The sequence below is a fragment of the Saccharopolyspora dendranthemae genome (assembly GCF_007829955.1).
In the GTDB taxonomy this organism is placed as follows: Bacteria; Actinomycetota; Actinomycetes; order Mycobacteriales; family Pseudonocardiaceae; genus Saccharopolyspora; species Saccharopolyspora dendranthemae.
The window spans coordinates 1237995-1261723 of sequence record NZ_VIWX01000002.1 but is presented as its reverse complement, the minus strand read 5'-3'; the positions used below and the strand labels follow the sequence as shown (position 1 = coordinate 1261723).

Below are 23729 nucleotides of genomic sequence, written 5' to 3'. Positions count from 1 at the left end.
AGTCCACCAGTCCGGCCGCCACTGCCGCGCAGATCCCCACTCAGGGATCGGCGCGAGCCGACGCCCGCACGGCGGCGTTGGCCGCCCGCGACCACCTGCTGTCGTTGCAGAGCCCGGAGGGCTGGTGGAAGGGCGAGCTGGCCACCAACGTGACCATGGACGTCGAAGACCTGCTGCTGCGGCAGTTCCTCGGCATCCGGACCGCCTCCGAGACCGCGCAGGCGGCGCGCTGGATCCGATCCCAGCAGCGCGAGGACGGGACGTGGGCGACCTTCCACGGCGGACCCGGGGACCTGTCGACGACCGTCGAGGCCTACACCGCGCTCAAGCTCGCCGGAGACGACGCCGATTCCGCGCACATGCGCGAGGCGCGCGAGTGGATCCTGGCCCACGGGGGCATCGAGGAGACCCGGGTGTTCACCCGGATCTGGCTGGCGATGTTCGGCGAGTGGTCCTGGGACGACCTGCCCGCGATGCCACCGGAAGTCGTGCTGCTGCCGACGTGGTGCCCGCTCAACGTCTCCGACTGGGCGTCCTGGGCCCGCCAGACCGTGGTGCCGCTGACCGTGGTCTGCACGTTGCGTCCGCAACGCGACCTGGGCACCGACGTGCGCGAACTGCGCACCGGGCGCCCCGCGGTGCGCCCGATCCGCGAGTGGTCCTGGGCCTACGGCTTCCACACCCTCGACCGCGTCCTGCACCGCTACCACCGGCGTCCGGTGAGATCGCTGCGCAAGCACGCGATGCTGCGCGCCGCGGAGTGGATCGTCGCCCGCCAGGAAGCCGACGGATCGTGGGGCGGGATCCAGCCGCCGTGGGTGTACTCGATCCTCGCGCTGCACCTGCTCGGCTACTCCCTGGACCACCCGGTGATCGCCCACGGGCTCGCCGGGCTGGAGCGGTTCCTGATCCGCGAGCAGACCGACGGGGGAACGGTCCGCAGGCTGGAGGCCTGCCAGTCGCCGGTGTGGGACACGGTGCTGGGGATGCAGGCGCTGCGCGACGCGGGCGTGCCCGCCGACCACCCGGCGCTGCGGCGCGCGACCGACTTCCTGCTCACCGAGGAGATCCGGGTCAAGGGCGACTGGTCGGTCAAGCGCCCGTCCCTGCCCGCGGGCGGAGGCTGGGCGTTCGAGTTCGACAACGACGGCTACCCCGACATCGACGACACCGCCGAGGTGCTGCTCGCGCTCAACCGGGTCGAGCACACCGACCCAGCCGCCGTGCGGCGAGCCATCGAGCGCGGTCTGCGGTGGCTGCGCGGCATGTGCTCCTCCGACGGCGGCTGGGCCGCGTTCGACGCCGACAACACGCGGCAACTGGTGACCAAGCTGCCGTTCTGCGACTTCGGCGCGGTCATCGACCCGCCGTCGGCGGACGTGACCGCGCACGTCGTCGAGGCGCTCGCCGTGCTCGGCGAGGACGACGCGGTGCTGCGCGGCGGCGTGAAGTGGTTGCTGGCCAACCAGGAGCGCGATGGGTCGTGGTTCGGGCGGTGGGGCGCCAACCACGTCTACGGCACCGGCGCCGTCGTGCCCGCGCTGGTCGCGTCCGGAGTGGATCGCCAGCACCGGGCGCTGCGGGATGCCGTGCGCTGGCTGGAGAACCACCAGAACGACGACGGCGGTTGGGGCGAGGACCTGCGCTCCTACGACGATCCGCAGTGGATCGGCCGCGGGAACTCGACGGCTTCTCAGACCGGGTGGGCGCTGATGGCGCTGCTGGCGATGGGAAAGCACGACACCGACGCGGTGCGCCGCGGAGTCGGCTACCTGGCCCGCAGCCAGCGCGCCGACGGTGGCTGGGACGAACCGGAGTTCACCGGAACCGGGTTCCCGGGGGACTTCTACATCAACTACCACCTGTACCGGGTGATCTTCCCGCTGACGGCGCTCGGGCGCTACCTGCGGGACGGGGAGTGACATGTCGACGAGGATGCTGATCTGCGCGCCGATGCGACTGGAGGCCAGTGCGCTGCGTTCCGCTGCCGGGGGAGTCGCCTCCGCCCAGGAACCGCTGCGCACCACCGGTCTCGGCGCCGATTCGGTGACCGTGCGCCGCACGGGGTACGGGCCGCGCCGCAGCGCGGAGAGCGCGGTCCGGCTGCTGGCCGCCGACTTCGACGTGCTCGTGGTCGCAGGACTGGCGGGCGGGCTGGCGCCGGAGGTGCGAAGCGGGGACGTGATCGTCGCCGACGAGGTGCGCGGGCGTCACGAGGTGCTGCGCTGCGACACGGCCCGGTCTCTGGCCGCCGAGCTCGCGCGCAGCGGGTTCCCGGTGCGCTGCGGGCCCGTCGTGACCACCGAGGCACTGGTGCGCGGTCAGCGCCGCGCCGACCTCGCCGCGACCGGGGCGCTGGCCGTGGACATGGAATCGGCCGTGCTCGCCCAGGCCGCCGGGCACCGACCGCTGGCGGTCGTGCGAGTCGTGGTCGACACCCGGCAGCACCCGCTGCTGCGGCCCGGCACGGCCCGCCGAGCCCTGTCGGGGCTTGCGCGGCTGCACGCCGTGGGCTCCTGCCTGCGGCGGTGGGGTCGTCACATCCCGCCGGAAGTTCGCACGACCTGTGAGGAGGCGTTGTAGCGATGGGCATTCCAGTGCGCCAGGCGGTTCGCGTCGGTGCGTACCTGATGAAGCAGAAGCTGGCCCGGCGCGAGAAGTTCGCGCTGACCCTCGAGCTGGAGCCGCTGTTCGCCTGCAACCTCGCCTGCGCCGGGTGCGGCAAGATCCAGCACCCGGCGAGCGTGCTCAAGCAGCGGATGCCGGTCGAGCAGGCGCTGGCGGCGGTCGAGGAGTGCGGCGCCCCGGTGGTGTCCATCGCCGGAGGCGAGCCGCTGATGCACCCCGAGATCGAGGTGCTGGTCAAGGAGCTGGTCAAGCGCAAGAAGTTCGTCTACCTGTGCACCAACGCGCTGCTGATGCCACGCAAGATCGAGAAGTTCGAGCCGTCGCCCTACTTCTCCTTCGCGGTGCACATCGACGGCCTGGAGGAGCGCCACGACGCCTCGGTGTGCAAGAAGGGCGTCTTCGCCCAAGCCGTCGACAACGTCAAGGACGCGCAGCGCCGGGGTTTCCGGATCACCACGAACTCGACGTTCTTCACCACCGACACTCCGCAGTCGGTCATCGAGGTGCTCGACTACCTCAACAACGACCTGAAGGTCGACCAGATGATGCTGTCCCCGGCCTACGCCTACGACAAGGCACCGGATCAGGAGCACTTCCTCGGGGTCTCCGAAACGCGCGAGCTGTTCAAGAAGGTCTTCGGCGACGGGCGGCGCAAGAGGTGGCGCTTCAACCACTCGCCGCTGTTCCTGGACTTCCTCGAAGGAGAGGTCGACTTCGCCTGCACCGCGTGGGCCATCCCCTCCTACTCGCTCTACGGCTGGCAGCGGCCCTGCTACCTGATGAGCGACGGGTACGCGAGTTCCTACGAGGAGCTGCTGGAGGACACCGACTGGGACGCCTACGGGCGCGGGAACGACCCCCGCTGCGCGAACTGCATGGCCCACTGCGGCTACGAGCCGACCTCGGTGCTGGCGACGATGGGCTCGCTGCGCGAATCGCTGCGCGCGGTGCGCAGCTGACCAGGGCGATCAGCCGAACCTGTCCGCCAGCCGGTGGAACAGCGCGGGCGAGATGCCGTGCACGCGGTCGGCGATGGTCAGCCAGCGCGGGACGAAGACCTCGGCGCGGCTGCGCAGCACGGCGTCGATGAGGGCGTCGGCCACCTGCTCCGGTTCGACCATGCGCGGGAAGCGGCGGTGGTAGTCGCGGTCGCGGAAGAACGGTGTGCGCACCGCACCGGGGAACACCGCGGTGGTGCGGACGCCGCTGTGCCGCAGGCTCGCCGCGAACGCGCGCAGCCCTGCTTTGGTGGCTGAGTAGACCTCTTCATCGCGCACGCCCACCACGGCGACCGAGGCGACGAACGCGACCCGGGGCGGCAGCACCGCGCGGGTCAGGCGGATCGGGGCGGTGAGGTTCAGCTCGACCAGCTGGTCGACGTGCTCCGGCCGCATCTCGCGGAACTTCCCGGCCCAGCCGGCACCCGCGCTGTGCACCAGCAGGTCGACCCCGCGCCCGGCGTCGGCCACCCGCTGCAGGCCTTCGGCGGTGGTCAGGTCAGCGGAGATGGCGCAGCCGCCGGTGCGCTCGGCCAGCGCGTCCAGGCGTGCGCGGTCGCGGCCCGCCAGGACCACCCGCCAGCCGTCGGCGGCGAGCCGGATCGCGATGGCAGCGCCGATCCCCGAAGACGCACCCGTGACGAGGGCGGAGCTCACCCCCACGACTCGGTCCCCTCCCGCTCGGTGAGTTCACGGCCGATCTGCTCGCTGCGCTGGGCCAGCACGGCGATGCCGCCCACGATGAGCGCGGCGGCCACCACCTCTCCGGCCAGGATCGCGGGGGAGGACTCGATGCGCTCGCCCAGCCAGCTCACCCCGATCGCCGCCGAGACCAGCGGATCCACCGTGGTGATCACCGCCAGCGACGGGGACATCAACCGGCCGCGCTGGAAGGTCTGCTGGCTCAGCAGGAATCCCATCGGCCCGATCACGCACACCACGTACAGCGTCCAGTGACCGAAGGGCTCCACGATCCCTCCGGCGCGGAACTGGCCGGCCACCACCCGCATCAGCCCGGCCGTGACGCCGTAGAACACACCGGTGGCCACGGCCAGACCCACCACGCCGAACTCGCCCGGCAGCCACCGGGCGGCCAGCAGCGAGAGGACCACCAGCAGCGCCATCCCCAGGGCCAGGGGGACCACGGGTTCCCCGGTGAACTCGCTGCCCTGGCCGGAAGGACGGGCCAGCAGCAGGAACGCCGCCAGCCCGCCCGCGCACGACAGGGCGCCGAGCGCCAGCACCAGGTCCATCCGCCTGCCCGCCAGCCAGGCCGCGAACCCCGCGCCGAACAGCACCGAGGTCACCAGGAGCGGCTGCACGAGCACCAGCGGCCCGAACGCCAACGCCACCACCTGCAGCGACAGCCCGATGATGACGGTGCCGATGCTCAGCACCCAGATCGGTTTGCGCACCAGGTCCCAGAGCATCCTGGGGCTGAAGGTGGCGACCTGCGGGACCTGCTTGGTGACGCGGTGCTGGATCGCGCTGGCCATGCCGAAGCTCGCGGCGCCGATCACCGCGGCGGGCACGGCCACCGGCAGCACGGTCCCGGAACTCATCCTCGCTCCCGGAGCTCGTCGAACGCGTCCCGCAGGTGGTCGGCGAGCTCTCCGGCGGCGGGCGCGAGCGCGGGGTCGGTGGTGATGCCGAAGCCGAACTCCTCGCCCCAGCCGATCGCGCCGATGGCCACGCCCACGCCGTCGGCGAGGGAGAGCACCGGCAGCACACGGCTGAGGAGGGTTCCGTTGACGTGCGCCGGGCGGCGCCGTCCGGGCATCACCGAGACGACCGCGTTGAAGAACCGGCTGCCGTAGATGCGCCGCACGACCCAGGCGTGCAACGGGGCCGGGAGCAGACCCAGACCGGCCAGCACGGCCCCGGCGGCCTCGGGCTGTCCGCTGTGGTCGGGCTCGGCGAGCGCGTCGGCGACCGCCCGGATCCGCCACACCAGCGGCATCGGCCCGACCGGCAGGTCCACCGAGAGGGTGTGGGTGTGGTTGCCCGGTGCGGCGGTTCCGGCGCCGTTGCGCCCGGTGCGGGCGGTGCGCGGCACCATGACCCGGAACCGGGCATCAGCGCGCTGCTCGCCCATGGCTCGGTGCAGCGCCTCGGCTGCCAGGCCGATCAGCAGGGCGCTGCTGGTCACGCCGTGATCGCGGGCGCGAGCCCGAACCCGCACGGCGGGCAGCGCCAGGTGACCGAAGCTGCGCGCCGGAGAGCTGCGGCCCGTCCAGGTGCGGCTGGAGGCACCCGCGGAGGTCGCCAGGCCGACGAGCCCGCGAAGCACCTCGGGGACGCGCTGCCGCCAGGACCGCCTGCCCGAGCCGGGGGCGGACGCCGGGTTGTGCCCGTCGCAGAGCAAGGTCACCAGCGCGCTGGTGACCGCCAGCCCGTCGCCGAGGGAGTGGTGCATCTTCGCCAGCACGGTCACCCGTCCGGTCGCGGGGTCGTGCAGCAGCTGCAGCTGCCACGGCGGCCGGTCGGTGGGCACCTGCGTCGAGAAGAACTCGCTCGTGATCGCGTCGGCGTCCTCATCGGAGCGCAACTGCCGGCAGTCGAGATGCCCGGCCGGGTCGATCGTGCCCGCATCGGTCCACATCGGACGTCGACCGGTCCGGTTCACCAGGGTCCGCGTGAGCACGGGGAGAGTCGCCGCGTGCTGCTCGATGCGGTGCGAGAGGTGTTGGCACCACGCCTGTGCTGAATCCGGCGACGGTTCGAGCGAGAGGATCGCGCCCGTCTGCTGCGGCACCTCAGGTGTGGTGGCGTAGACGAAGAAGGCGTCCTGGGCGCGGAGCCGACGCGGACCGCTGTGGCGCCGAAGTCCGGCCAGCGCCGCGATCTGGTCGGTGAACTCGGCCGACCGGCTGTGCTTGAGCGCCCGCTCCTCGCGGTCGCGCAGCTCCTGCGGCTCGGTGATCCAGCGGCGCAGCGTCGAGATCAGCTGCGACTCGCGCGGGCAGAGCTCGGCCAGTCCCGCGTCCGCCATCAGCTCGGCGTTGGCCCTGCCGTGGCCGGCGATCGGCTCGAACATCAGGACCGCCCGGCCGCACGCCAGCGCCTCCAGCGCGGTGGCGCCACCGGCGTTGGTGATCACCACGTCCGAACAGGCCATCAGCCCGGGCATGTCCTCCACCCAGCCCAGCGGCTCCAGCCGCCGCTCGCCCCTGGCGAGCAGTCGTTCCCGCAGGGCCCCGTTGCGCCCGCAGACCACCAGCACCCTGTCGATCCCCTCGACGCGCAGCGCCGCGTCCACGGCGCGCTCCACGGAGCCGAAGCTCAGGGCCCCGCACGAGATCAAGGCGGTGAAACCGGATTCCGGGAAGCCGAACTCCGAGCGGGCCGCAGCGCGGTCGCGGGGTGCGAAATCGCGGCGGACCGGAGGTGCGGACACGGCGCCGACCGCGTAGGGCTCGGATCGCCGCATCGCGCGCAGGCTCGCTTCGCTCATCACGTGGTGCAGGTCGGCCTCCGGGTACACCCAGAACGGGTGGGGCGCGAAGTCCGACACGATCGCCGCGACGGGCACGTCCAGGTCGCCGTGCCTGCGCATCCAGTCCAGCCCGGCGGTCCCGAGCGGATAGGTGGAGACGACGAGGTCCGGATCCACCTGGCGGATCGCGCGGCGGAGCAGCGGGCCGCACCAGGCTCCGACGAAACGCCTGCAGGCGTTGGCGAACCAGCGGTAGCGCCACAGCGCGTCGTAGAAGAAGTCGTAGAGCCACGGCGTCGACTCGACGTTGGTGACGTAGATCCAGTTGAACGTCGGGGGAACCCAGCGGCCCATGATGCTGAGCGCATCCAGCCACACCACCTCGCACCCGGGCCAGACCTCGCGCGCGGCCTCCTCGACAGCGCGGGCGGTCGCGTTGTGGCCCTCACCGATGGTGGCGCTGAGCAGTAGCACTCGACGCGGCTGGAAGCTCACGCGGCCGTTTCCTTTCGCCAAGCGTGCCTTCGCAGGCTAACGCCTGGCGCGGAGATCGGCGTCCCGAGAGCGGTCGCGGGGTCCGGGCGAACGTGCGCCCGGACGATCCACAGTGGCCTGAGCCCTCAGGCGGCGTTGCTCTGCAGCGGTCCGTGGCTGGAAACGAGCCGGACCGTGCCGTCCGCCAGCCGGTAGGAGAGGCCTGCGACGGCGCAGCGCCCGGCGGCGATCTCGTCGGCCAGCAGCGAGGAGCGCTCGACGAGCAGTTCGCTGGTGCGCCGGATGTGGACGTCGACGATGTCGTCGACGTCGTTCTCGCCCTCGGCGTTGGCGGCCAGCACGCTCGGAGTCACCCGCTCGACGATGTCGCGCAGGTAGCCGGGCGGGTTGCTGCCCTCGACGACGGCCTTCCGCGCGGCGACGACAGCGCCGCAGGAGTCGTGGCCGAGCACCACGACCAGGGGGGTGCCCAGCACGGCGACGCCGTACTCGATGCTGCCCAGGACCTCGGAACCGGTCACCTGTCCGGCCGTGCGCACCACGAACAGGTCGCCGAGGCCGCGATCGAAGATGATCTCGGCGGCGAGGCGGGAGTCCGAGCAGCCGAACAGCACCGCGAAGGGAGTCTGACCGGGTGCCAGGGAAGCGCGGTGGTCGGCGTCCTGGTTGGGGTGGAGGCGGCTGCTCTCGACGAAGCGCTGGTTGCCCTCCATCAGCGTTGCGAAAGCTTCTGCAGGCGTGGACGGCGAGCGGTTCATGCCGCTGACATTAACCCAGCAGGGTGGCCGCAGCAGATCGCAAGTGGGGGAAACCACGCTGGTGACCGGCGATTTTTGACCGCGCAACGACGTCTCCGGCGTCGTAGGCTCGACGCGCGGTGGTGAGGCGGGCGAGGGGGCCGCCTCACCACCGATCTCTCGTTCGGAAGTGGTCCGAACCGGTGAGTCCGACACGCGCGCGGCGTGTTCGCCCGGTACCGAAATCAACTGTTCTGCGTGGAGTTGCGCCAGGTCAGGGCGGTAGTCGCCGCAAATGGCGAAAATTTGCTCGGGCTAGAAGCTTGTGCGCTGTTCGGGGGAGCGTTCATCATCAGAACAGATGCCGGTGGTGCAACCACCTGGCACTGGGGGAAAGACAGCTACGCGAACACCTGGGGGGTGTAGCGATGGATCATCGTTCTTTCTGGTCGCGCGCGTAGGAAGCGCTGCCCGAGCCGCCTGCTTGGGGGCAGGTGCCGGTAGCCGATCCCACGCCTTTCGACGAAGCCGGAACGCACAGCTCACCCCTCGATCATCGAGGCGTTCGTGCGATCCGCGCTTTCTGGAATTCGGCGCTCCGCTCGTCGGCAGGATGCCGTCATCGAGCAGCAGCGCAGAGCCCTGTGTTCGTGCCGTGCTCCGGCACCAGCCGCGCGCATCGAACAGACGCTTGGCGTCACACGTGTGAGTGCGCTCGTCGAGCAGGCCGCTGAGCGCGGCCGCCGCGCGCGTGGTTCTCTCGTCGCTTTTCGGGGCGGTGGCGACGGTTCGGAGATCGCGGTATCAGTGATCTTTGTGGATTCTCTGGGGGAAGAGAGATGCGGTTCGAAGTTCTTGGACCGGTCCGGATGTTCGACGGGGACAGAGCGTCGCCGGTGACCGGCGCGCTGCGGCGCACGCTCCTGGCGGTGCTGCTCGCCCACGCGAACGAACCGGTACCGGTCACCGTGCTGTTGGAAGCGATGTGGGGTGACCCGGTCGTGCAGGGCGCGAGCCGGCTGCAGGTCCACGTGCACAGGCTGCGGCGCGAGCTCGACGATCCCGACCGCCTGAGCTACGGCCCCGCCGGTTACCGCCTGCGGGTCGGGAAGGACGAGCTGGACGCGTCCGAGTTCGAGGCGCTGATCGAGGAAGCGGCGGACGAGCCGGACCCGAGGTGCGCGGTCCGGTTGCTGCGACGAGCGCTGGGGATGTGGCGGGGCAGGCCGTACCAGGAGGTGGACCTGCCGGACGTCGATGCCGTGGTCGAACGGCTCACCGAGCAGCGGTTGCTGGCGGTCGAGGAGCTCTACGCGGGCGAGCTGCGCGCGGGCCGCCACGAGGCCGTCGCCGGCGAGCTGCTCGACCTCGTGCACCGCAATCCGCTTCGGGAGCGGTTGCACGGACTGCTGATGCTGGCGCTCTACCACGCGGGGCGGCAGGCGGAGGCGTTGTCGGCCTACCAGCACACGTGCGAGGTCCTCAACGACGAGCTCGGGCTGGACCCGGGTCCGGAACTGCGCGCCCTGCACGGGCAGATCCGCGCGGGCGAGGTGGTCGAGCTCGCCGGCGCGACCCGCGTCCCCGCCCAACTTCCGCACAGCGCACCGGATTTCGTGGGGCGAGAAGTCGCTCTGTCCGAATTGGACGCGATGCTCGCAGGAAACCCCGGCACGATCCCGATCGCGGTCGTGGCCGGCACCGCCGGAGCGGGCAAGACCGCGATGGTGCTGCGCTGGGCGCACCGGGTCAAGTCCCGCTTCCCGGACGGTCAGCTGCACGCCGACCTCCGCGGCTTCGGCACCGGCACCCCTGCCGAACCCGGTGATGTGCTGGCCGGGTGGCTCCGAGCCCTGGGGGTGGACGGCAAGGACGTGCCGCTGGACCTGGCGGAGCGCGCCGCGCGGCTGCGCAGCCTGCTCGACGGCAAGCGCGTGCTGCTGCTGCTCGACAACGCGGCCAGCGCCGACCAGGTCCGCCCGCTGCTGCCGGGCAACGCCGACTGCGCGGTCGTGATCACCAGTCGCCACCAGCTCGACGGACTGGTCGTCGGACACGGTGCGCGCCTGGTGGAGCTCGACCGCATGACCGATGACGAGGCGAGGCTGCTGCTCAAGGAGCTGCTGGGCGATCTGGCCACCGACGAGGACGCGGTCGGCGAGCTCATCGAGTGCTGCGCGCGGCTGCCGCTGGCGCTGCGGATCGCCGCCGAGCGGGTGCGCAGGCACCGCGACCGGGGGCTGCGGCACACCATCGACGAGTTCGGCTGCGCGCAGGCACGGCTGGACCTGCTCGACAGCGGTGATCCCCAAGCGTGCGTGCGGACCATCTTCGCGGCCTCCTACCGCAACCTCTCGGCAACCGAGGCGAAGCTGTTCCGGCTGCTCGGGTTGCACCCCGGAAGGAAGATGGACGCCCACTCGCTGGCCGCGCTGGCCGATGTGGACGTCCGCGAGATCCGCCGCGGCCTGACCCGGCTGGTGCGCGCCCACCTCGTCGAGGAGCTCGCGGGAAAGCGGGTCCGGTTGCACGATCTGCTGGGCACCTACGCGGCCGAGTTGTCCCGCATCACCGAGAACAGCGCCGAACGGCGGGAATCGCTTCGGCGCCTCTACGACTACTACCTGCAGGCCGCGACGACGGCCTCCCGGTTCCTCGCCCCCGACGCCCTCTCCGCCGCGGAATCCGCGTTCGACGTGCCACCGATGCGCGATCACGAGGACGCGGCCCGCTGGCTCGACTCGGAACTCGAGACCATGGTGCGCATCGCGGAGACGGTGGACGGCGAGTTCGGCCACTACGCGGTCGAACTCGGCACCGCGCTGGACACCGCGCTCGACTTCGGCTGGCACGTCGACGAAGCCCAACGCATCCACGGCAGGGCTCTGGAGATCGCAGAGCGGTGCGGCGATCGTGTCGGTGAAGGGGTCGCGCTGCGCGGTCTCGGCGTCGCGCACTTCCGGCGCAACGAGTTCGACTCCGCACGCGACCTTCTGGAACGAGCTCTGCAGCGGGCCTGCGATCCGGCGGCGACCGCGACCGTGCTGCTGAGCCTGGGGGAGCTCTGCGTGTTCACCGGGCGCACCGAGCTCGCGCTGGAGCACCTCCGGCGGTCGTCGAGGTTCTACCAGCAGGCCGGGTTGCGGTTGCTGGGCCTGCGGCCGCTGATCTGCCTCGGCCGGCTGCACCGAAGGTGGGGACGCCACACCGAATCGCTGGAATGCCTGCGGGAAGCGTCCCGCGTGGCAGCGGCGCACGGATACCGGCCGGGGGAAGCCGACGCGTCCTACGCGCTGTCCGGTGTGTACCGGGACCTCGGTCGCTTCGCGGAGGCGGAAGAGCACGCCGAGCGAGCGCTGGTCCTCGCCCGTCGCAACAGGATCCGGTTCCTGGAGGGGATGACCCTGCACCGGCTGGGAACCATCCGAAGCGGTCTCGGCGACTACCTCCGGGCGATGGAGAGCCACCAGGCGGCGCTGGTGTTCGCCCGCAGGATGCGGTCGGCGAGCCTGGAGGCGATGGTGCTCACGGCGCTGGCCGAAACGCACATGGCGATGGGCGCCGACGACGAGGCGACCCGCTGCCACCGCCACGCTCTGGCGGTGGCCAGCAGCGGATCGAGCCATTACGTGCGGGCGCGGGCGCACACCGGTCTCGGCGACATCGAGGAGGCAGCGGGCAGGCGCGATTCGGCGACCGCGCACTGGGAAACGGCGGTGGGCATCTACGAGGAGCTCGACGCGCCGGAGGCCGGGGACCTGCGGAGGAGGTTGAACGCCGCGCTCACGCCGAGCGTGCCCTGCTGAGCAGGCGGCCGCCGACGCCTGCGGCGAACACTGCGAGTCCCGCCAGCACCGAGGTCCACGGCAAGGTCGCGGCCAGCAGCAGACATCCGGCCAGTCCGGTGACGTTGAACGCCCTCGGCCAACGGCGGTCGGCGGGCGGCTGGGTGAAGGCCGCCGCGTTGGCGATGGCGTAGTAGACCAGCACGCCGAAGCTGGAGAAGCCGATCGCCCCGCGCAGGTCCGCGGTCAGCACCAGCGCGATCACCACGACCGCCACGGTGATCTCGGCGCGCTGCGGGACGCCGAAGCGCGGGTGCACGGCGGCCAGCCGTCGCGGCAGGTCGCCCTCGCGCGCCATCGCCAGCCCGGTGCGGCCGATTCCCGCGATCAGCGCGAGCAACGCGCCGAGGCTGGCGGCGGCCGCGCCGAAACGCACCGCCGGTGCGAACTCCGCGCGTCCGGCGGCGGTGAGCGCATCGGTGATCGGCGCGGTGCTGGAGGCCAGCGCGTGCGGTCCCAGCGCCTGGAGCACCGCCAGGCCCACGCCCGCGTAGGTGAGCGCTGCTATCGGCAGGGCGAGCAGGATCGCGCGCGGGATCGTGCGCGCGGGGTCGCGGACCTCCTCGCCGAGCGTGGCGATGCGGGCGTAACCGGCGAAGGCGAAGAACAGCAGACCGGCCGCCTGCACCAGGCCGAACGGCCCGTGCGGCAGCCAGTCGTGCGCGCCACCGGGTCGCGCGGTCGGGAAGATCACCGCCGTCGACACCGCCAGCACGAGCAGGACCACGACGGCCAGCACGCGGGTCAGCGCGGCGGTGCGGGTGATGCCGAGGCAGTTCACCGCGGCCAGGACGGCGACCGCCAGCGCAGCCGCCGGTTTCTCGAAACCCGGTGCGGCGTAGGCGGCGAAGGTCAGCGCCATCGCCGCGCAGCTGGCCGTCTTGCCCACGACGAAACCCCACCCCGCGGTGAAACCCCACCAATGACCGAGCTGTTCGCGGCCGTAGAGGTAGGTCCCGCCCGAGGCGGGGTAGGCGGCCGCCAGCTGAGCGGAGCTGATCGCGTTGCAGAAGGCGATGAACCCGGCGATCGCCAGGGCGATGAGCAGTCCGCTCCCGGCGGCGGCAGCGGCCGGGGCGAACACCGCGAACACGCCGGCGCCGAGCATCGACCCCAGTCCGATCGACGTCGCGTCGACGACGCCCAACCGGCGTGGGAGCGGCGCTCCCGAAGCCGTCACGACAGCGTCAGCGGTGCGCGGTGAGGAAGTGCGCCGGAACGCGGGTTCGTCCCGCGTCGTCGACGGGGTGCTGGGCGCTGATCTCGGGAGGGAGCCAGCCGGCGATGGTGCTCGGCTCGATCGAGTCGATCGTCCAGTGCTCACCGACGGCGGCGCGCAGCTCCTCGGCGTCCACGGCGTGCGGGCCGAGGCCGTCGGGGAAGGCGCCCTTGTCGAAGACCAGCATGTACAGCCGTGCGCCCTCGCGAGCGGCGCGGGCGATGGCGGAGACGTAGGCGGCACGGCTCTCGACCGGCATCGAGTGGAACAGGGTGCTGTCGATGATCGTGCCGAAGTGCCCGTCGTGCCCCGAGAGCTGGGTGATGTCCCCGAGCTGGAACGTCGCCGAGGCGTGCCGCTCGTCCCGCGCGGCTTCGGCCTGCGCGATCGCGGTGGCCGACATGTCCACGCCCAGCACCTCGTAGCCGCGTGCCGCCAGGTCCCGGGTCGTCACGCCGACGCCGCACCCCGCGTCGAGGACCGGGCCTGCGATGTCACCCCGTTCGATCACGTCGGAGAGGGCCGGCTGCGGAACGCCGATGTTCCAGGGCACGGGTGCTTCTTCGCCCAACGGCAACTCGCCACGGTAGACGGCGTCGAAATCGGGCAGTTCGGTGCTCACGGGAGTCTCCGCTCACGTATCGGTGAATTCCTGTGCTGCCAGGCGAAACTACCACGATCGAGGGGTCCGAACAGGAGTCGTCCGACAACACCCGCTGAGGTGGAGAACGGGCTCAGCACCCTCGGTGCAGGGCGGTGCGAGCAGGCCGGGAGTCGCCCTCTCGGCGGAGTGGACCAGTCGTTGCCTCCCCTCGCCGGCCCGGCTGCGGACTCGAGATCGAACCGTGTTCCACCGAAGGGATGCGATCTTGCTCTCCGAACGTGCATGATCACCCGGTGTCGTTCGATGTCTCCCGCTTGTCCGTGCTGATCTTCGACGTCCTGGGAACGGTCGTCGACGAACGAGGTTCGTTCCGCGCCGCGACCCGGGCCGCGCTCCAGGAAGCAGGTGAGCCGGACGAGACGTGCGACGCGCTCGCGACCGCCTGGCTGGCCAGGACCGAGGAGCTGCTGGACGAGGCGGCCGGGGGTGAGTACCGCCCGATGGACCGGCTCAGCCGCGAGGCGCTGGAGCACGCGGTCAAGGCCACCGACGTCTCCCTCGACGAGGACGCGCTGACCGCGCTCAACGCGGAGGGGATGCGGCCGAAGCCCTGGCCCGACGCCGCTCCCGGCGTGGGCGCGCTCGCCGACCGGTTCAACGTCGTCGCGCTCTCCAACACCACCGCGCTCGCCCTGGCCGAGATCACCCGCAGAGGCGGGCTGCGCTGGACGCTGGCCCTCTCCTCGGAGCTGGTCGGGGCCTACAAGCCCGACCCGTCGGTCTACCGCCGCGCCCTGGAGCTCATGCGCGTCGAACCCGATCAGGCGCTGATGGTCGCGTCGCACCCGTGGGATCTGCGCGCCGCCGCTGAGCAGGGCATGTCCACCGCGCTCATCGCTCGCGAAGGCGTCGAGGAAGCCGATTCGGCGGAGGAAGACGAGTTCGACCTCAAGGCGGGAACCATCGCCGAACTCGCAGCAGAACTCCTCTGACCGCACGGCGCGCAGACCGCGGCCCGCGCGGTCACCGGGGGTGAGGTCGGGGCGTTCGAGGTGCGTGTTGACGGTGTGATCGCGCATCGGTGCAGGTATGACAACTACGTGTTACCGAAATGTGCACCCGAACGATTGCCTCCGAGCTGCGGAGCGTGGACGATTTGGCTGGGATCGATGATCTCGCCCGCTCCGAACCACCTCAACGACGACGGGAACGGAACATGACGAACCTGGCAGCGAACCTGGTCGCGTCCGCTGAGCGGCACGGCGACCGGCCCGCGGTCCGTCTCGACGAGTACGTGCTCAGCTACTCCCAGCTCCACGCCGCGGCCGCCGCCGTGGCAGGTGACCTGAGGGAACGCGGAATCTCACCCGGCGACCGGGTCGGTCTGGTGCTGCCCAACGTGCCCGCCTTCCCGATCCTGTTCTACGGTGCGCTGCTGGCAGGCGCGACCGTGGTGCCGATGAACCCGCTGCTCAAGGACCGCGAGGTCGAGTACTACCTGCGCGATTCCCAGATGTCGCTGGTCTACGGCTGGGACGGTGGCGGCGACGCGGTGCCCAACGCCGCCGCCGCGGTGGGCATCCCCGGTGTCGTGGTCGGTGCGACCGGGCCGACGGAACTGGCCGGGACGCCGGCGCCCGAGATGGTCGAGCGCGCCGACTCCGACACCGCCGTGCTGCTCTACACCTCCGGCACCACCGGCAAGCCCAAGGGCGCCGAGCTGACCCATCACAACCTCGCCTCCAACGCGACCATGGCGGTGGAGACGCTCTTCGAGCTCACCCCCGACGACGTGGTGATGGGCTGCCTGCCGCTGTTCCACGTCTTCGGCCTGACCTGCGCGCTCAACACCTCGGTCAAGGTCGGCGCGTGCCTGACCCTGCTGCCGCGGTTCGACCCGGCCAAGGCGCTGCAGATCGTGCCGCGCGACAAGGTCACGATCTTCGAGGGCGTCCCGACGATGTACGCCGCGATGCTCAACCACCCCGACGCGGACGGCGCCGACATGAGCTCGCTGCGCACCTGCGCCACCGGCGGCTCGGCGATGCCGGTGGAGGTGCTGCGCGGGTTCGAGGCGAAGTTCGAGTGCCTGGTGCTCGAGGGCTACGGGCTGTCGGAGACCTCGCCGGTCGCCTCCTTCAACCAGCCCGGCTACGAGCGCAAACCCGGTTCCATCGGGCTGCCGGTGCGCGGGTGCGAGATGAAGGTCGTCGACATGGACGGCAACGAGGTCGGCCTCGACGAGCCGGGCGAGATCGTGATCCGCGGCGAGAACGTGATGAAGGGCTACTGGGGCCGCCCGGAGGCCACGGCCGAGGCGATCAAGGACGGCTGGTTCCACAGCGGCGACATCGCCACGAAGGACTCCGACGGCTTCTACTTCATCGTGGACCGCAAGAAGGACCTGATCATCCGCGGCGGGTACAACGTGTACCCGCGGGAGGTCGAGGAGGTGCTCTACGAGCACCCCGCCGTCGCCGAAGCCGCGGTGATCGGTGTCAAGGACGCGTCCCTCGGCGAGGAGATCGGCGCGGCCGTCTCGCTCAAGCCGGGCCAGGAGGCGACCGAGGACGAGCTGCGCGAATTCGTCAAGCAGCGGATCGCCGCCTACAAGTACCCCAGGGAGATCTGGCTGGTCCCCGAGCTGCCGAAGGGGCCGACGGGCAAGATCCTGCGCCGCGAGGTCAAGGAGATGCCGCGGCAGGTGTGAGCCCACCGGGCCCGGCCTCGCGCCGGGCCCGGCACTTCCGGACTAGGCTCGCGGCAGTCGGTGAATGAGGTCGGAGCATGGTCGGAATCAAGGACGTCGCGCGGTTGGCCGGGGTTTCCATCGGCACGGTGTCCAATGTGGTCAACCGGCCGCAGCTGGTCTCGGACGAGACGCGGCGGCGGGTGCAGTCGGCGATCGACGAGCTCGGCTACGTCCGCGACGAGTCGGCCCGGCAGTTGCGAGCAGGCAGCAGCCGGATCATGGCGCTGCTCGTGCTGGACCTGGCCAACCCGTTCTTCGTCGATCTCGCCCGCGGAGCCGAAGAAGCCGCGCACGAGGCCGGTCTCAACGTGATCACCTGCAACAGCGGCCAGCGGGTCGAACTGGAGTCCTCGTACCTGTCGATGCTCGCCGAGCAGCGCGTGCGCGGCGTGCTGCTCTCACCGGTGGACACCGCCGGTGAGCGCCTGCACGCCTTCGCCCGCAGCGGCATTCCCCGCGTGTTCGTCGACCGCACCGTGCCGGAGGTGCAGGGCAGCTCGGTCGCCGTCGACGACGTGACCGGCGGAGCGCTGGCGGCTCGCCACCTGGCCGAGACCGGGCACCGGGAGATCGCCATGGTCAACGGTCCCGCAGTGCTCGCGCAGTGCCGGGATCGGGAGTCGGGTGCTCGGTCGGTGCTGGAGGGCGCTGACGTTCGCCTGTCGGTGCTGGAGTCCGCCGCGCTGGACGTCGCTTCCGGCCGCGATGCCGGTGCGCGGTTGCTGGGGATGAGCCCGCGGCCGACCGCGGTGTTCTGCGCCAACGACCTGCTCGCGCTCGGCCTGCTGCAGGCGATGGTGGCGGCAGGCGTCCGGGTGCCGGAGGAGATGGCGATCGTCGGGTACGACGACATCGAGTTCGCCGGTGCGGCGGCGGTACCGCTGACCTCGGTGCGCCAGCCCGCGCGGAAACTCGGCCGCACGGCGGCGGAACTGCTCATCGCCGAGACCTCGGGCGAGCGCGCGGTCCGGCACCGCCGGCTGGTGTTCCAGCCGGAACTGGTAGTCCGGGACTCGACGCGGGTCAGCCGCTAGAAGTACCCGATCCACATCGCCCCGATGGCGATGAAGGTGGCGATCGACAGTGACGCCGTGATCATTTCGGCGTGGCGAGCGGTCATGGTGGTTCCTCGACTGGGTTCAGGCTCGGGCGGTGCTGCCACCGGCGTGACCGGCAGCGGAGTGCGCATCGGGGAGGTACCGGGCCTGGCCGGCAGCGGACGTCCGACCCAGGGCCTGGTGGCGGTCGGGCGCGTGTTGTGCCTGCCGCGCGCATGCTTCCTGCGTCGCGCCTTCCGGTGGACCTGTGCTGTGCTCAAACCAGCGCCCCCTCGCGGCCGATCATCCTAAACCGTGGCGGGCAGAGGAATCGCACCGCCTGCCCCGAACGGCGTCAGCGACGTTGGTCCGGTTGGTCGACTCCCGGGACCGAGCAGCCCTGCCCGCGCGCCTCGGTGCTGGGACCAATCTGGCAGCGAGCGCGGTGGAAGTTAAGCGCTGATGTCCGGCGCGTCCGGATTCAGCTGGATTGCACCCGTCCGGCCGCCAGCGGTCACAGCCCGTGACGGAGCTGGTGCGCTGCGCACGAGCGATCGAGGGCGGCATCAGCCCCCGGACGAGGCGATCACGGGCTGCGAGGAGAGGGTCGTGCCGTCGCGCGTGATGGTCAGCGCGGTGTGATCGACGTGGTAGACGTGGCCGTCGTTGCTCTCGGTCGTGTAGCCGTTCCCGCTGAGGTAGGCGCGCAGCGTGATCGAACCGGAGTCGCTGGAGCCGTAGTAGTAGAGCGACCCCGCGGACCCGCAGATGTCCACGGAGGACTGCGCGGTCTCGTAGGAGGCAACGCAACCGGTGGTGTGGACCGAGTTCGACGGCGGGACCTGGTAGGGGACCGCAGGTGCCGGGACCGTGATCGGCTGCGGCGGGGGAGCGGCGGGCAGGTAGGTCACGCAGGCCGTCAGGACCGGGGCGCTCAGCAGCCCGAGAGCTGCGGCGGCGGTGCGGATCTGGTGATGGCGCATGACGAAGTCCTTCCGCGCGAGGCGGGTGGACGAGGGAGATGCGGGGTGAGGTCGCGAAGTCGCCCGCATCCCCCTCGAAGCGCGGGGCCCGCCGGTGGACGACGGGCTCTCCCCATGTCATTGAGCTCCGAGTTCCCGGAGGGCTACCAGGGGCTTTGGTCCCGTGGCACGCCTCGCGCGCCGACGTAACGTCGATCCCGGGCGGTGAGCCCTCCAGCCAGTTCGAGTCCGGGGGTGCGCGATGTACGCAGCGGCGTTGTTCGGAGGCCTGGCTGCCGCGGCGCTGGTCACCGGTTGCACCAGCGCGCAGCCGCCGCGGACCGTCTACGTGGAGGTCCCGGCCCCACCTCCGCCTCCGCAGGTCGAACATCCGCGCGGCGACTGCGGAATCGACCCGGCGAGGATGAGCGCGAAGACCAAGGCCCGCTGCGGGCTCGTGAGCCGCGAGCCCGCAGCCCGCCACTGCGACGACCCCCGGTGGTGGAACTTCTACGACTCCGACGACGTGCGCACCTACCTGCGGTTGTGCGGCGGAGGTCGGGAATGGGTGCCCGTGCTCGTGCCCGCACCGGTGCCGGTGCCTGTGCCCTACGAGGTGCCGGGCTCGCCGCCACCGTCGTTCAGCCCGCCGCCGTCGTCCGAGAGCCCGGACACGGCGCCGCCCCCGGAGACCTCGGCGCCTGAGTCGAGCGAACTCGACTCGCCCGCGCCCGAGTCGCCAGCGCCGGAATCGGTCGCGCCCGAGACCGGGTCGTCCGAGGAACCGCCTGCGTCGTCGGAGGAATCGGTGCCCTCGGAGCAGTCCGGGTCCACTGAGGACTCCTCGTCCGTTCCGTGATCGGCCTCAGCGGCCCAGCACCGGGTCACCGAGGATGTCGAGCGCTCCTGTGGGCTCGTCGATTCCGATCAGCCGGTCCGGAGGCACGTCCTGCTGCACGCGCAGGGCCGCACCCGCTTCGATGCCGTCGCGGTGGATGAGCAGGTGCGGGTCGGCGTCCAGGTCGATGCCGAGCAGCTCCACGCCCGCGTGCAGCGTGCCGTCGGCGACCGGTTCGGGCGACGGTGACGGCGGTAGCGGTAGGGGCGGCAGGGGAGACGGCGGCAGCGGCTGCTGGGCCCCGGGCGGTGGAACGGGCGCTCCGGGTGCCGGCGACCCCGGCGGTGACGGAGGCGGCGGTGCGGGAGCGGCCGGTGGTGCGGGCGGCTGCTGCGGCGCCTGCGGTGCGGCCGGTTGCGGCGGCTTGGCGGCGGCGACCGGCGGGAGCTCTTCGTCCTGGGAAGCCAGGGCCAGGCCGAGAACGGCGAGCGCGGCAGCGGCCGCGGCCCCCGAGACGGCCGCGCGCCGCGGGCCTCCCACGGCGGTCACGATCCCGCTGACGGCGCCGCCGCCCACCGCGGCGAGGTATCCGGCGGTGGCGGTGGCACCGAGCACCAGGGGAGCGATGAACAGGCGGAGCGCTCCGTTGATCTCGGCCAGTTCCGCGGCCAGGGCCCGGCACCGGTCGCAGTCGTCGAGGTGCGAGTCGACCTGGGCGGTCTCGCGCTTGGCCAGGCCGCCGCGGGTCCAGGCGCCGAGGCGCTCGACGTTGGCCCGGCAGCGGTCCTGCTCGGCGTCCAGGTTCGCCAGGTGCACCTGCAGGAACGCCTGCTTGAGCCCTTCCCTCGCGCGGTAGGCCAGCGCCGACACGCCGTTGGGCGTCATGCCCAGCAGCGGAGCGACCTTCGCCGGCGCAGCGCCTTCGATCTCGACGTGCCAGAGCACCATCTGCCAGCGCTCGGGCAGCTTCGCGAAGGCGGCCGCGACCAGCGACCGGTCCTCGTCCTCGACGGCGGTGTCCTTGAACGGCTCCGAGATGTCGATGTTGGGCACGGTCTCCAGGTCTTCGGAGTACTGGACCCGTTGCTGCTTGCGGGTACGGTCGTAGGCGGCGTGCCTGACCGCGGTCAGCAGGTAGGCGCGGAACGCCGTGGTCGGCCCGCGCTGGTCCCGCAGCAGGTCGAGGACCTTCGAGAAGGCCTCGGAGACGAGGTCGTCAGCCTCGGCGGGGGACTTGGTGAGCTGTCGCGCCATGCTGTAGGCGGCCGAGACGTGCCGTTCGTACAGGGCGCCGTAGGCTCCGGTGTCGCCCTCGCGCACCGCCTCGATCAGCTCGACGTCACTGCGCTCCTGGGAGCCCGCCTCCGTCGGTAACGCCGCCATACCAGCCCCCGCTCACGATGTTGATCATCACTGCCCGGCACAATTGCTACCCCGGCAGGGGTGTCAGTGGTCGGTGACGATCCCATTCGTTGCGCCTTCGTGACCGTGCGTTGCTCCATTCGTATGGTGCGCAACGACTTCCGACGGTCTACGGCGATGGGCGAAACATCGCAGCACCGCCGCCATCCGATGGTCGCGAACGGGGTGGATCCCTCAAGTCGCGATATGCGGGAGCCTGCCGGGGCAGGACGTGCACCCAGCTGCCCGCGTCGGTGAACACGAGCCCGCACGCGCGCAGGTCCGCCAGGCGAGAGTGCACCTGCCCGCCGAAACGGGCCGCGAGCACCGGAAGGGGGCAAGGGGCGTCCAGGTACCGCAGGAGCTCCGCCGCTTCCCCGGCGAAGACGTACTCGTGCCGGCCGAAACCCGGCCGGTCGTCGAGGACGACGAGGGTGCTGCCGTCCTCGACGAGCTCCAGCCGGCCGAGCGGGTGGTCCCGCTGCCATGCCGCGACACCGGCCAGGAGCGCCGCTTCGGTGGTGCCGGAGATGCCGTCGCCGCACCGGACGGCGCCCTGCATCGGCGGCAGGTGGTGCAGCGCGGGGAACTGCGCCAGCGCCCGCGCGTAGGAGCGGTCCTGCTCGCCGGGGAATCCGTAGCGGTAGGTCCACTCCACCGACAGTTCCGCAGTGCGGGCGTCGCGGAGCATCCGCACGTTCCCGCAGCCCTCGGCGCGGCTGCCCGCCAGGCGCAGCACCTGGGTGCTGAGGTTGTCGATGCCGGGCCGGACGCGGCGGAACCCGGTGTCGCGCAGGCGCGACAGCCGCTCGTAGGACACCTCGGTGCTGATCTCGGTCTGCGACCGCATCGGACCCGCATCACCTTTCGCCGCGCGGTGGAGCGGCGGGAGGCCGCCCCACCACCGCGCATCTCAGAAGTCCGGATCCCGTCCACGCCGCCCCGTTGCACCGCGAAGAACCCCAGTCCGATCCACCGTGCCAGGAGTGCCCTCGCGAAACCAGGCGTGATTCACCCGGACGTCGTCATGGTCTCCTTCACGGGTTTCCCGCTATTCCGCTCGCTCGCCGAGAGGGTCTCCACCAGCGCGTCGTAGGCCGGCTTGGGAGTGAGGTCGTCCCAGTAGATCGTCGCCGCGCCCTGGTCCGGGAACGTTCCGAAACATTTCGAGCGGTCCGAACCCGCCCATGGCCGAAGTCGTGCCCTCCGGTCAGGTCGGACCCCACAACCGCGGGCGGACCGGGGATTCGGTGGTGAGCGTGGACCGCGGGAGGTATCAACCTCGGAACGGCTCTCGCTGGGCGGAAACGAACGCTGGTCCGGGTTCCGGGAGGCACCCACATGATTCCGGGCACGACACCGACATCGAAGAGGTGAACTGGAATGACAACGGCGTCAGGACAGTCCGGCGGCCGGCCGGAACCGAGGGCCGCCCGACGGGTCAGCGCACGCGGCGTCGCCGCGCTGTGCTGGGCGGCGGTCGCGCTCGAGGGCTACGACCTCGTCGTGCTCGGCGTCGTGCTGCCCGAGCTGCTGCGCGAACCGGGCTGGCAGCTCACCCCGGCGACCGGCTCGCTGATCTCCTCGGTGGGACTCGTCGGCGTGATGTTCGGCGCGCTGTCCGTCGGCCCGCTGACCGACCGCTTCGGGCGGCGCAAGCTCATGATCACCACGGTGGTGCTGTTCTCCGCGCTCACCCTGGCCTGCGCGTTCGCGACCGGCCCGCTGGGCTTCGGAATCCTGCGGTTCCTCGCCGGTCTCGGGCTCGGCGGCGTCCTGCCGGTGGCGATCGCGCTGGTCAACGAGGCGTCCGAGGCCAAGGGCGGCAGCGCGACGACCACGCTGATGATCGGCTACCACGTGGGTGCGGTACTCACCTCGTTGCTGGGGATCCTGGTGATCCCGGTGCTGACCTGGCGATCGATGTTCGTCATCGGGGCCCTGCCCGCGCTGGCGCTGGTGCCGCTGCTCGCTCGCCACCTGCCGGAATCGCTCCCGGACTCGGCCGAGGGCAAGGCGGAACGCAGTCCCGCGTCGATCCTCTTCCGCGGCGGTTACCTGCGTTCCACGCTCGCGTTCTGGGTGACCGCGTTCATGGGTCTGCTGCTCGTCTACGGACTCAACACCTGGCTTCCGGTGATCATGCGCGAGGCCGGTTACGAGCTCGGTGCGGCGCTGGCCCTGCTGCTGACCCTCAACGTCGGTGCCGTGCTCGGGCTGCTGGCGGCCGGCCGGGTGTCGGACCGGATCGGGGTGCGGACCTCCGCGGTGATCTGGTTCGCGGCGGCAGCGGTGTTCCTCGCCCTGTTGAGCGTGCCGCTGCCGGGCATCGGCATCTACCTCAGCGTGCTGCTGGCCGGGGTGTTCGTCTTCAGCACCACGGTGCTCGTCTACGCCTACATCAGCCACCACTACCCGGCGATCGGGCGAGCCACTGCGCTCGGAGCCGCCAGCGGCGTCGGGCGGCTCGGAGCGATCTCCGGTCCGCTGCTGGGCGGTGCGCTGCTCAGCGCCGGGATGGCCTACCCGTGGGGCTTCTACGCGTTCGCCGCGGTCGCGGTGATCGGTCTGGTGTCGGTCACGTTCGTGTCGAAGCGGTGACCCGCCTGAGCGCCGTCGGCCCGGAGCACGAACGCGCTCCGGGCCGACGGCGCCCGGGATGTGGGATGCGGGCGGCCGCGCTTTACAGCGCGACCGCCGGGGAACGAGGATGACCGGCATGACAGCCCTCGTTGGTCTCGTGGTGCGGTGCCACATCGACCTGCTGCGCGTGTGCA

General features: G+C 71.4%; 18 protein-coding genes. 9 read left to right on the top strand and 9 right to left on the bottom strand.

Features of this window, described 5'->3' with window-relative positions; all coding sequences use genetic code 11:
- The first annotated feature begins 32 nt into the window (after positions 1-32).
- Genes shc through hpnH form a run of 3 tightly spaced genes read left to right on the top strand, consistent with a single transcriptional unit; the run spans position 33 to position 3587 of the window.
- Positions 33-1922: a squalene--hopene cyclase gene (shc, locus tag FHU35_RS14595; protein WP_222429398.1), complete on the top strand. Its 1890-nt coding sequence runs from the start codon at positions 33-35 to the stop codon at positions 1920-1922.
- A 1-nt stretch (position 1923) separates the two neighbouring features.
- The gene (locus FHU35_RS14590) at positions 1924-2583 is read left to right on the top strand and encodes a phosphorylase family protein (protein WP_145739595.1); all 660 of its coding nucleotides are present in this window, start codon (positions 1924-1926) and stop codon (positions 2581-2583) included.
- Positions 2584-2585: 2 nt separating this feature from the next.
- Positions 2586-3587 (top strand): adenosyl-hopene transferase HpnH, encoded by a 1002-nt coding sequence (gene hpnH, locus FHU35_RS14585; RefSeq protein WP_145739593.1) that lies wholly within the window; start codon positions 2586-2588, stop codon positions 3585-3587.
- A gap of 9 nt (positions 3588-3596) precedes the next feature.
- Here hpnH and FHU35_RS14580 read toward each other — a convergent pair whose 3' ends face one another.
- From FHU35_RS14580 to FHU35_RS14565, 4 genes are all read right to left on the bottom strand, one after another.
- Complete coding sequence (locus FHU35_RS14580) at positions 3597-4283, bottom strand: SDR family NAD(P)-dependent oxidoreductase (protein WP_342788507.1); 687 nt, start codon at positions 4281-4283, stop codon at positions 3597-3599.
- A complete protein-coding gene (locus tag FHU35_RS14575) occupies positions 4280-5188 on the bottom strand; it encodes a DMT family transporter (RefSeq protein WP_145739590.1) in 909 nt (302 codons plus the stop codon). Before FHU35_RS14575 ends, FHU35_RS14580 begins: the two co-directional genes overlap by 4 nt.
- Complete coding sequence (locus FHU35_RS14570; protein WP_145739588.1) at positions 5185-7557, bottom strand: wax ester/triacylglycerol synthase domain-containing protein; 2373 nt, start codon at positions 7555-7557, stop codon at positions 5185-5187. The genes FHU35_RS14575 and FHU35_RS14570 overlap by 4 nt, the downstream gene beginning before the upstream one ends.
- 125 nt (positions 7558-7682) lie before the next feature.
- Positions 7683-8315 carry a carbonic anhydrase gene (locus tag FHU35_RS14565; RefSeq protein ID WP_145739586.1) on the bottom strand — a complete coding sequence of 211 codons (633 nt, stop codon included), beginning with the start codon at positions 8313-8315 and terminating at the stop codon, positions 7683-7685.
- Positions 8316-9133: 818 nt separating this feature from the next.
- Here FHU35_RS14565 and FHU35_RS14560 point away from each other — a divergent pair.
- Positions 9134-12100: an AfsR/SARP family transcriptional regulator gene (locus FHU35_RS14560; RefSeq protein WP_145739583.1), complete on the top strand. Its 2967-nt coding sequence runs from the start codon at positions 9134-9136 to the stop codon at positions 12098-12100.
- Here the strand turns inward: FHU35_RS14560 and FHU35_RS14555 are convergent.
- A complete protein-coding gene (locus tag FHU35_RS14555) occupies positions 12078-13319 on the bottom strand; it encodes an APC family permease (protein ID WP_222429368.1) in 1242 nt (413 codons plus the stop codon). The genes FHU35_RS14560 and FHU35_RS14555 overlap by 23 nt on opposite strands.
- A 7-nt stretch (positions 13320-13326) precedes the next feature.
- Positions 13327-13980, bottom strand: a complete 654-nt coding sequence (locus tag FHU35_RS14550; protein ID WP_145739581.1) for a class I SAM-dependent methyltransferase — start codon at positions 13978-13980, stop codon at positions 13327-13329.
- Positions 13981-14255: 275 nt separating this feature from the next.
- Here FHU35_RS14550 and FHU35_RS14545 point away from each other — a divergent pair, with 275 nt between their 5' ends.
- From FHU35_RS14545 to FHU35_RS14535, 3 genes are all read left to right on the top strand, one after another.
- Positions 14256-14954, top strand: coding sequence for a haloacid dehalogenase type II (locus FHU35_RS14545; RefSeq protein ID WP_186459418.1), 699 nt, complete (start codon positions 14256-14258; stop codon positions 14952-14954).
- Between the two features lie 224 nt (positions 14955-15178).
- On the top strand, positions 15179-16672 hold the full coding sequence (locus FHU35_RS14540; RefSeq protein ID WP_145739577.1) for a long-chain-fatty-acid--CoA ligase: 1494 nt from the start codon (positions 15179-15181) through the stop codon (positions 16670-16672).
- Between the two features lie 77 nt (positions 16673-16749).
- On the top strand, positions 16750-17748 hold the full coding sequence (locus FHU35_RS14535; protein ID WP_145739574.1) for a LacI family DNA-binding transcriptional regulator: 999 nt from the start codon (positions 16750-16752) through the stop codon (positions 17746-17748).
- Positions 17749-18317: 569 nt separating this feature from the next.
- On the opposite strand, the gene FHU35_RS14530 is transcribed toward FHU35_RS14535, so the two are convergent.
- Positions 18318-18734 carry a hypothetical protein gene (locus FHU35_RS14530; RefSeq protein WP_145739572.1) on the bottom strand — a complete coding sequence of 139 codons (417 nt, stop codon included), beginning with the start codon at positions 18732-18734 and terminating at the stop codon, positions 18318-18320.
- A gap of 241 nt (positions 18735-18975) precedes the next feature.
- Here FHU35_RS14530 and FHU35_RS14525 point away from each other — a divergent pair, with 241 nt between their 5' ends.
- Complete coding sequence (locus tag FHU35_RS14525) at positions 18976-19572, top strand: hypothetical protein (protein WP_145739570.1); 597 nt, start codon at positions 18976-18978, stop codon at positions 19570-19572.
- A 6-nt stretch (positions 19573-19578) separates the two neighbouring features.
- Here the strand turns inward: FHU35_RS14525 and FHU35_RS14520 are convergent, their stop codons facing one another.
- Both FHU35_RS14520 and FHU35_RS14515 read right to left on the bottom strand, forming a co-directional pair.
- The gene (locus FHU35_RS14520; protein WP_145739568.1) at positions 19579-20934 is read right to left on the bottom strand and encodes a sigma-70 family RNA polymerase sigma factor; all 1356 of its coding nucleotides are present in this window, start codon (positions 20932-20934) and stop codon (positions 19579-19581) included.
- Positions 20935-21082: 148 nt separating this feature from the next.
- Positions 21083-21802 carry a RiPP maturation radical SAM C-methyltransferase gene (locus FHU35_RS14515; RefSeq protein WP_145739566.1) on the bottom strand — a complete coding sequence of 240 codons (720 nt, stop codon included), beginning with the start codon at positions 21800-21802 and terminating at the stop codon, positions 21083-21085.
- 533 nt (positions 21803-22335) lie between these two features.
- On the opposite strand from FHU35_RS14515, the gene FHU35_RS14505 reads away from it, so the two are divergent.
- On the top strand, positions 22336-23553 hold the full coding sequence (locus FHU35_RS14505; RefSeq protein ID WP_145739564.1) for an MFS transporter: 1218 nt from the start codon (positions 22336-22338) through the stop codon (positions 23551-23553).
- Positions 23554-23729: the final 176 nt, after the last annotated feature.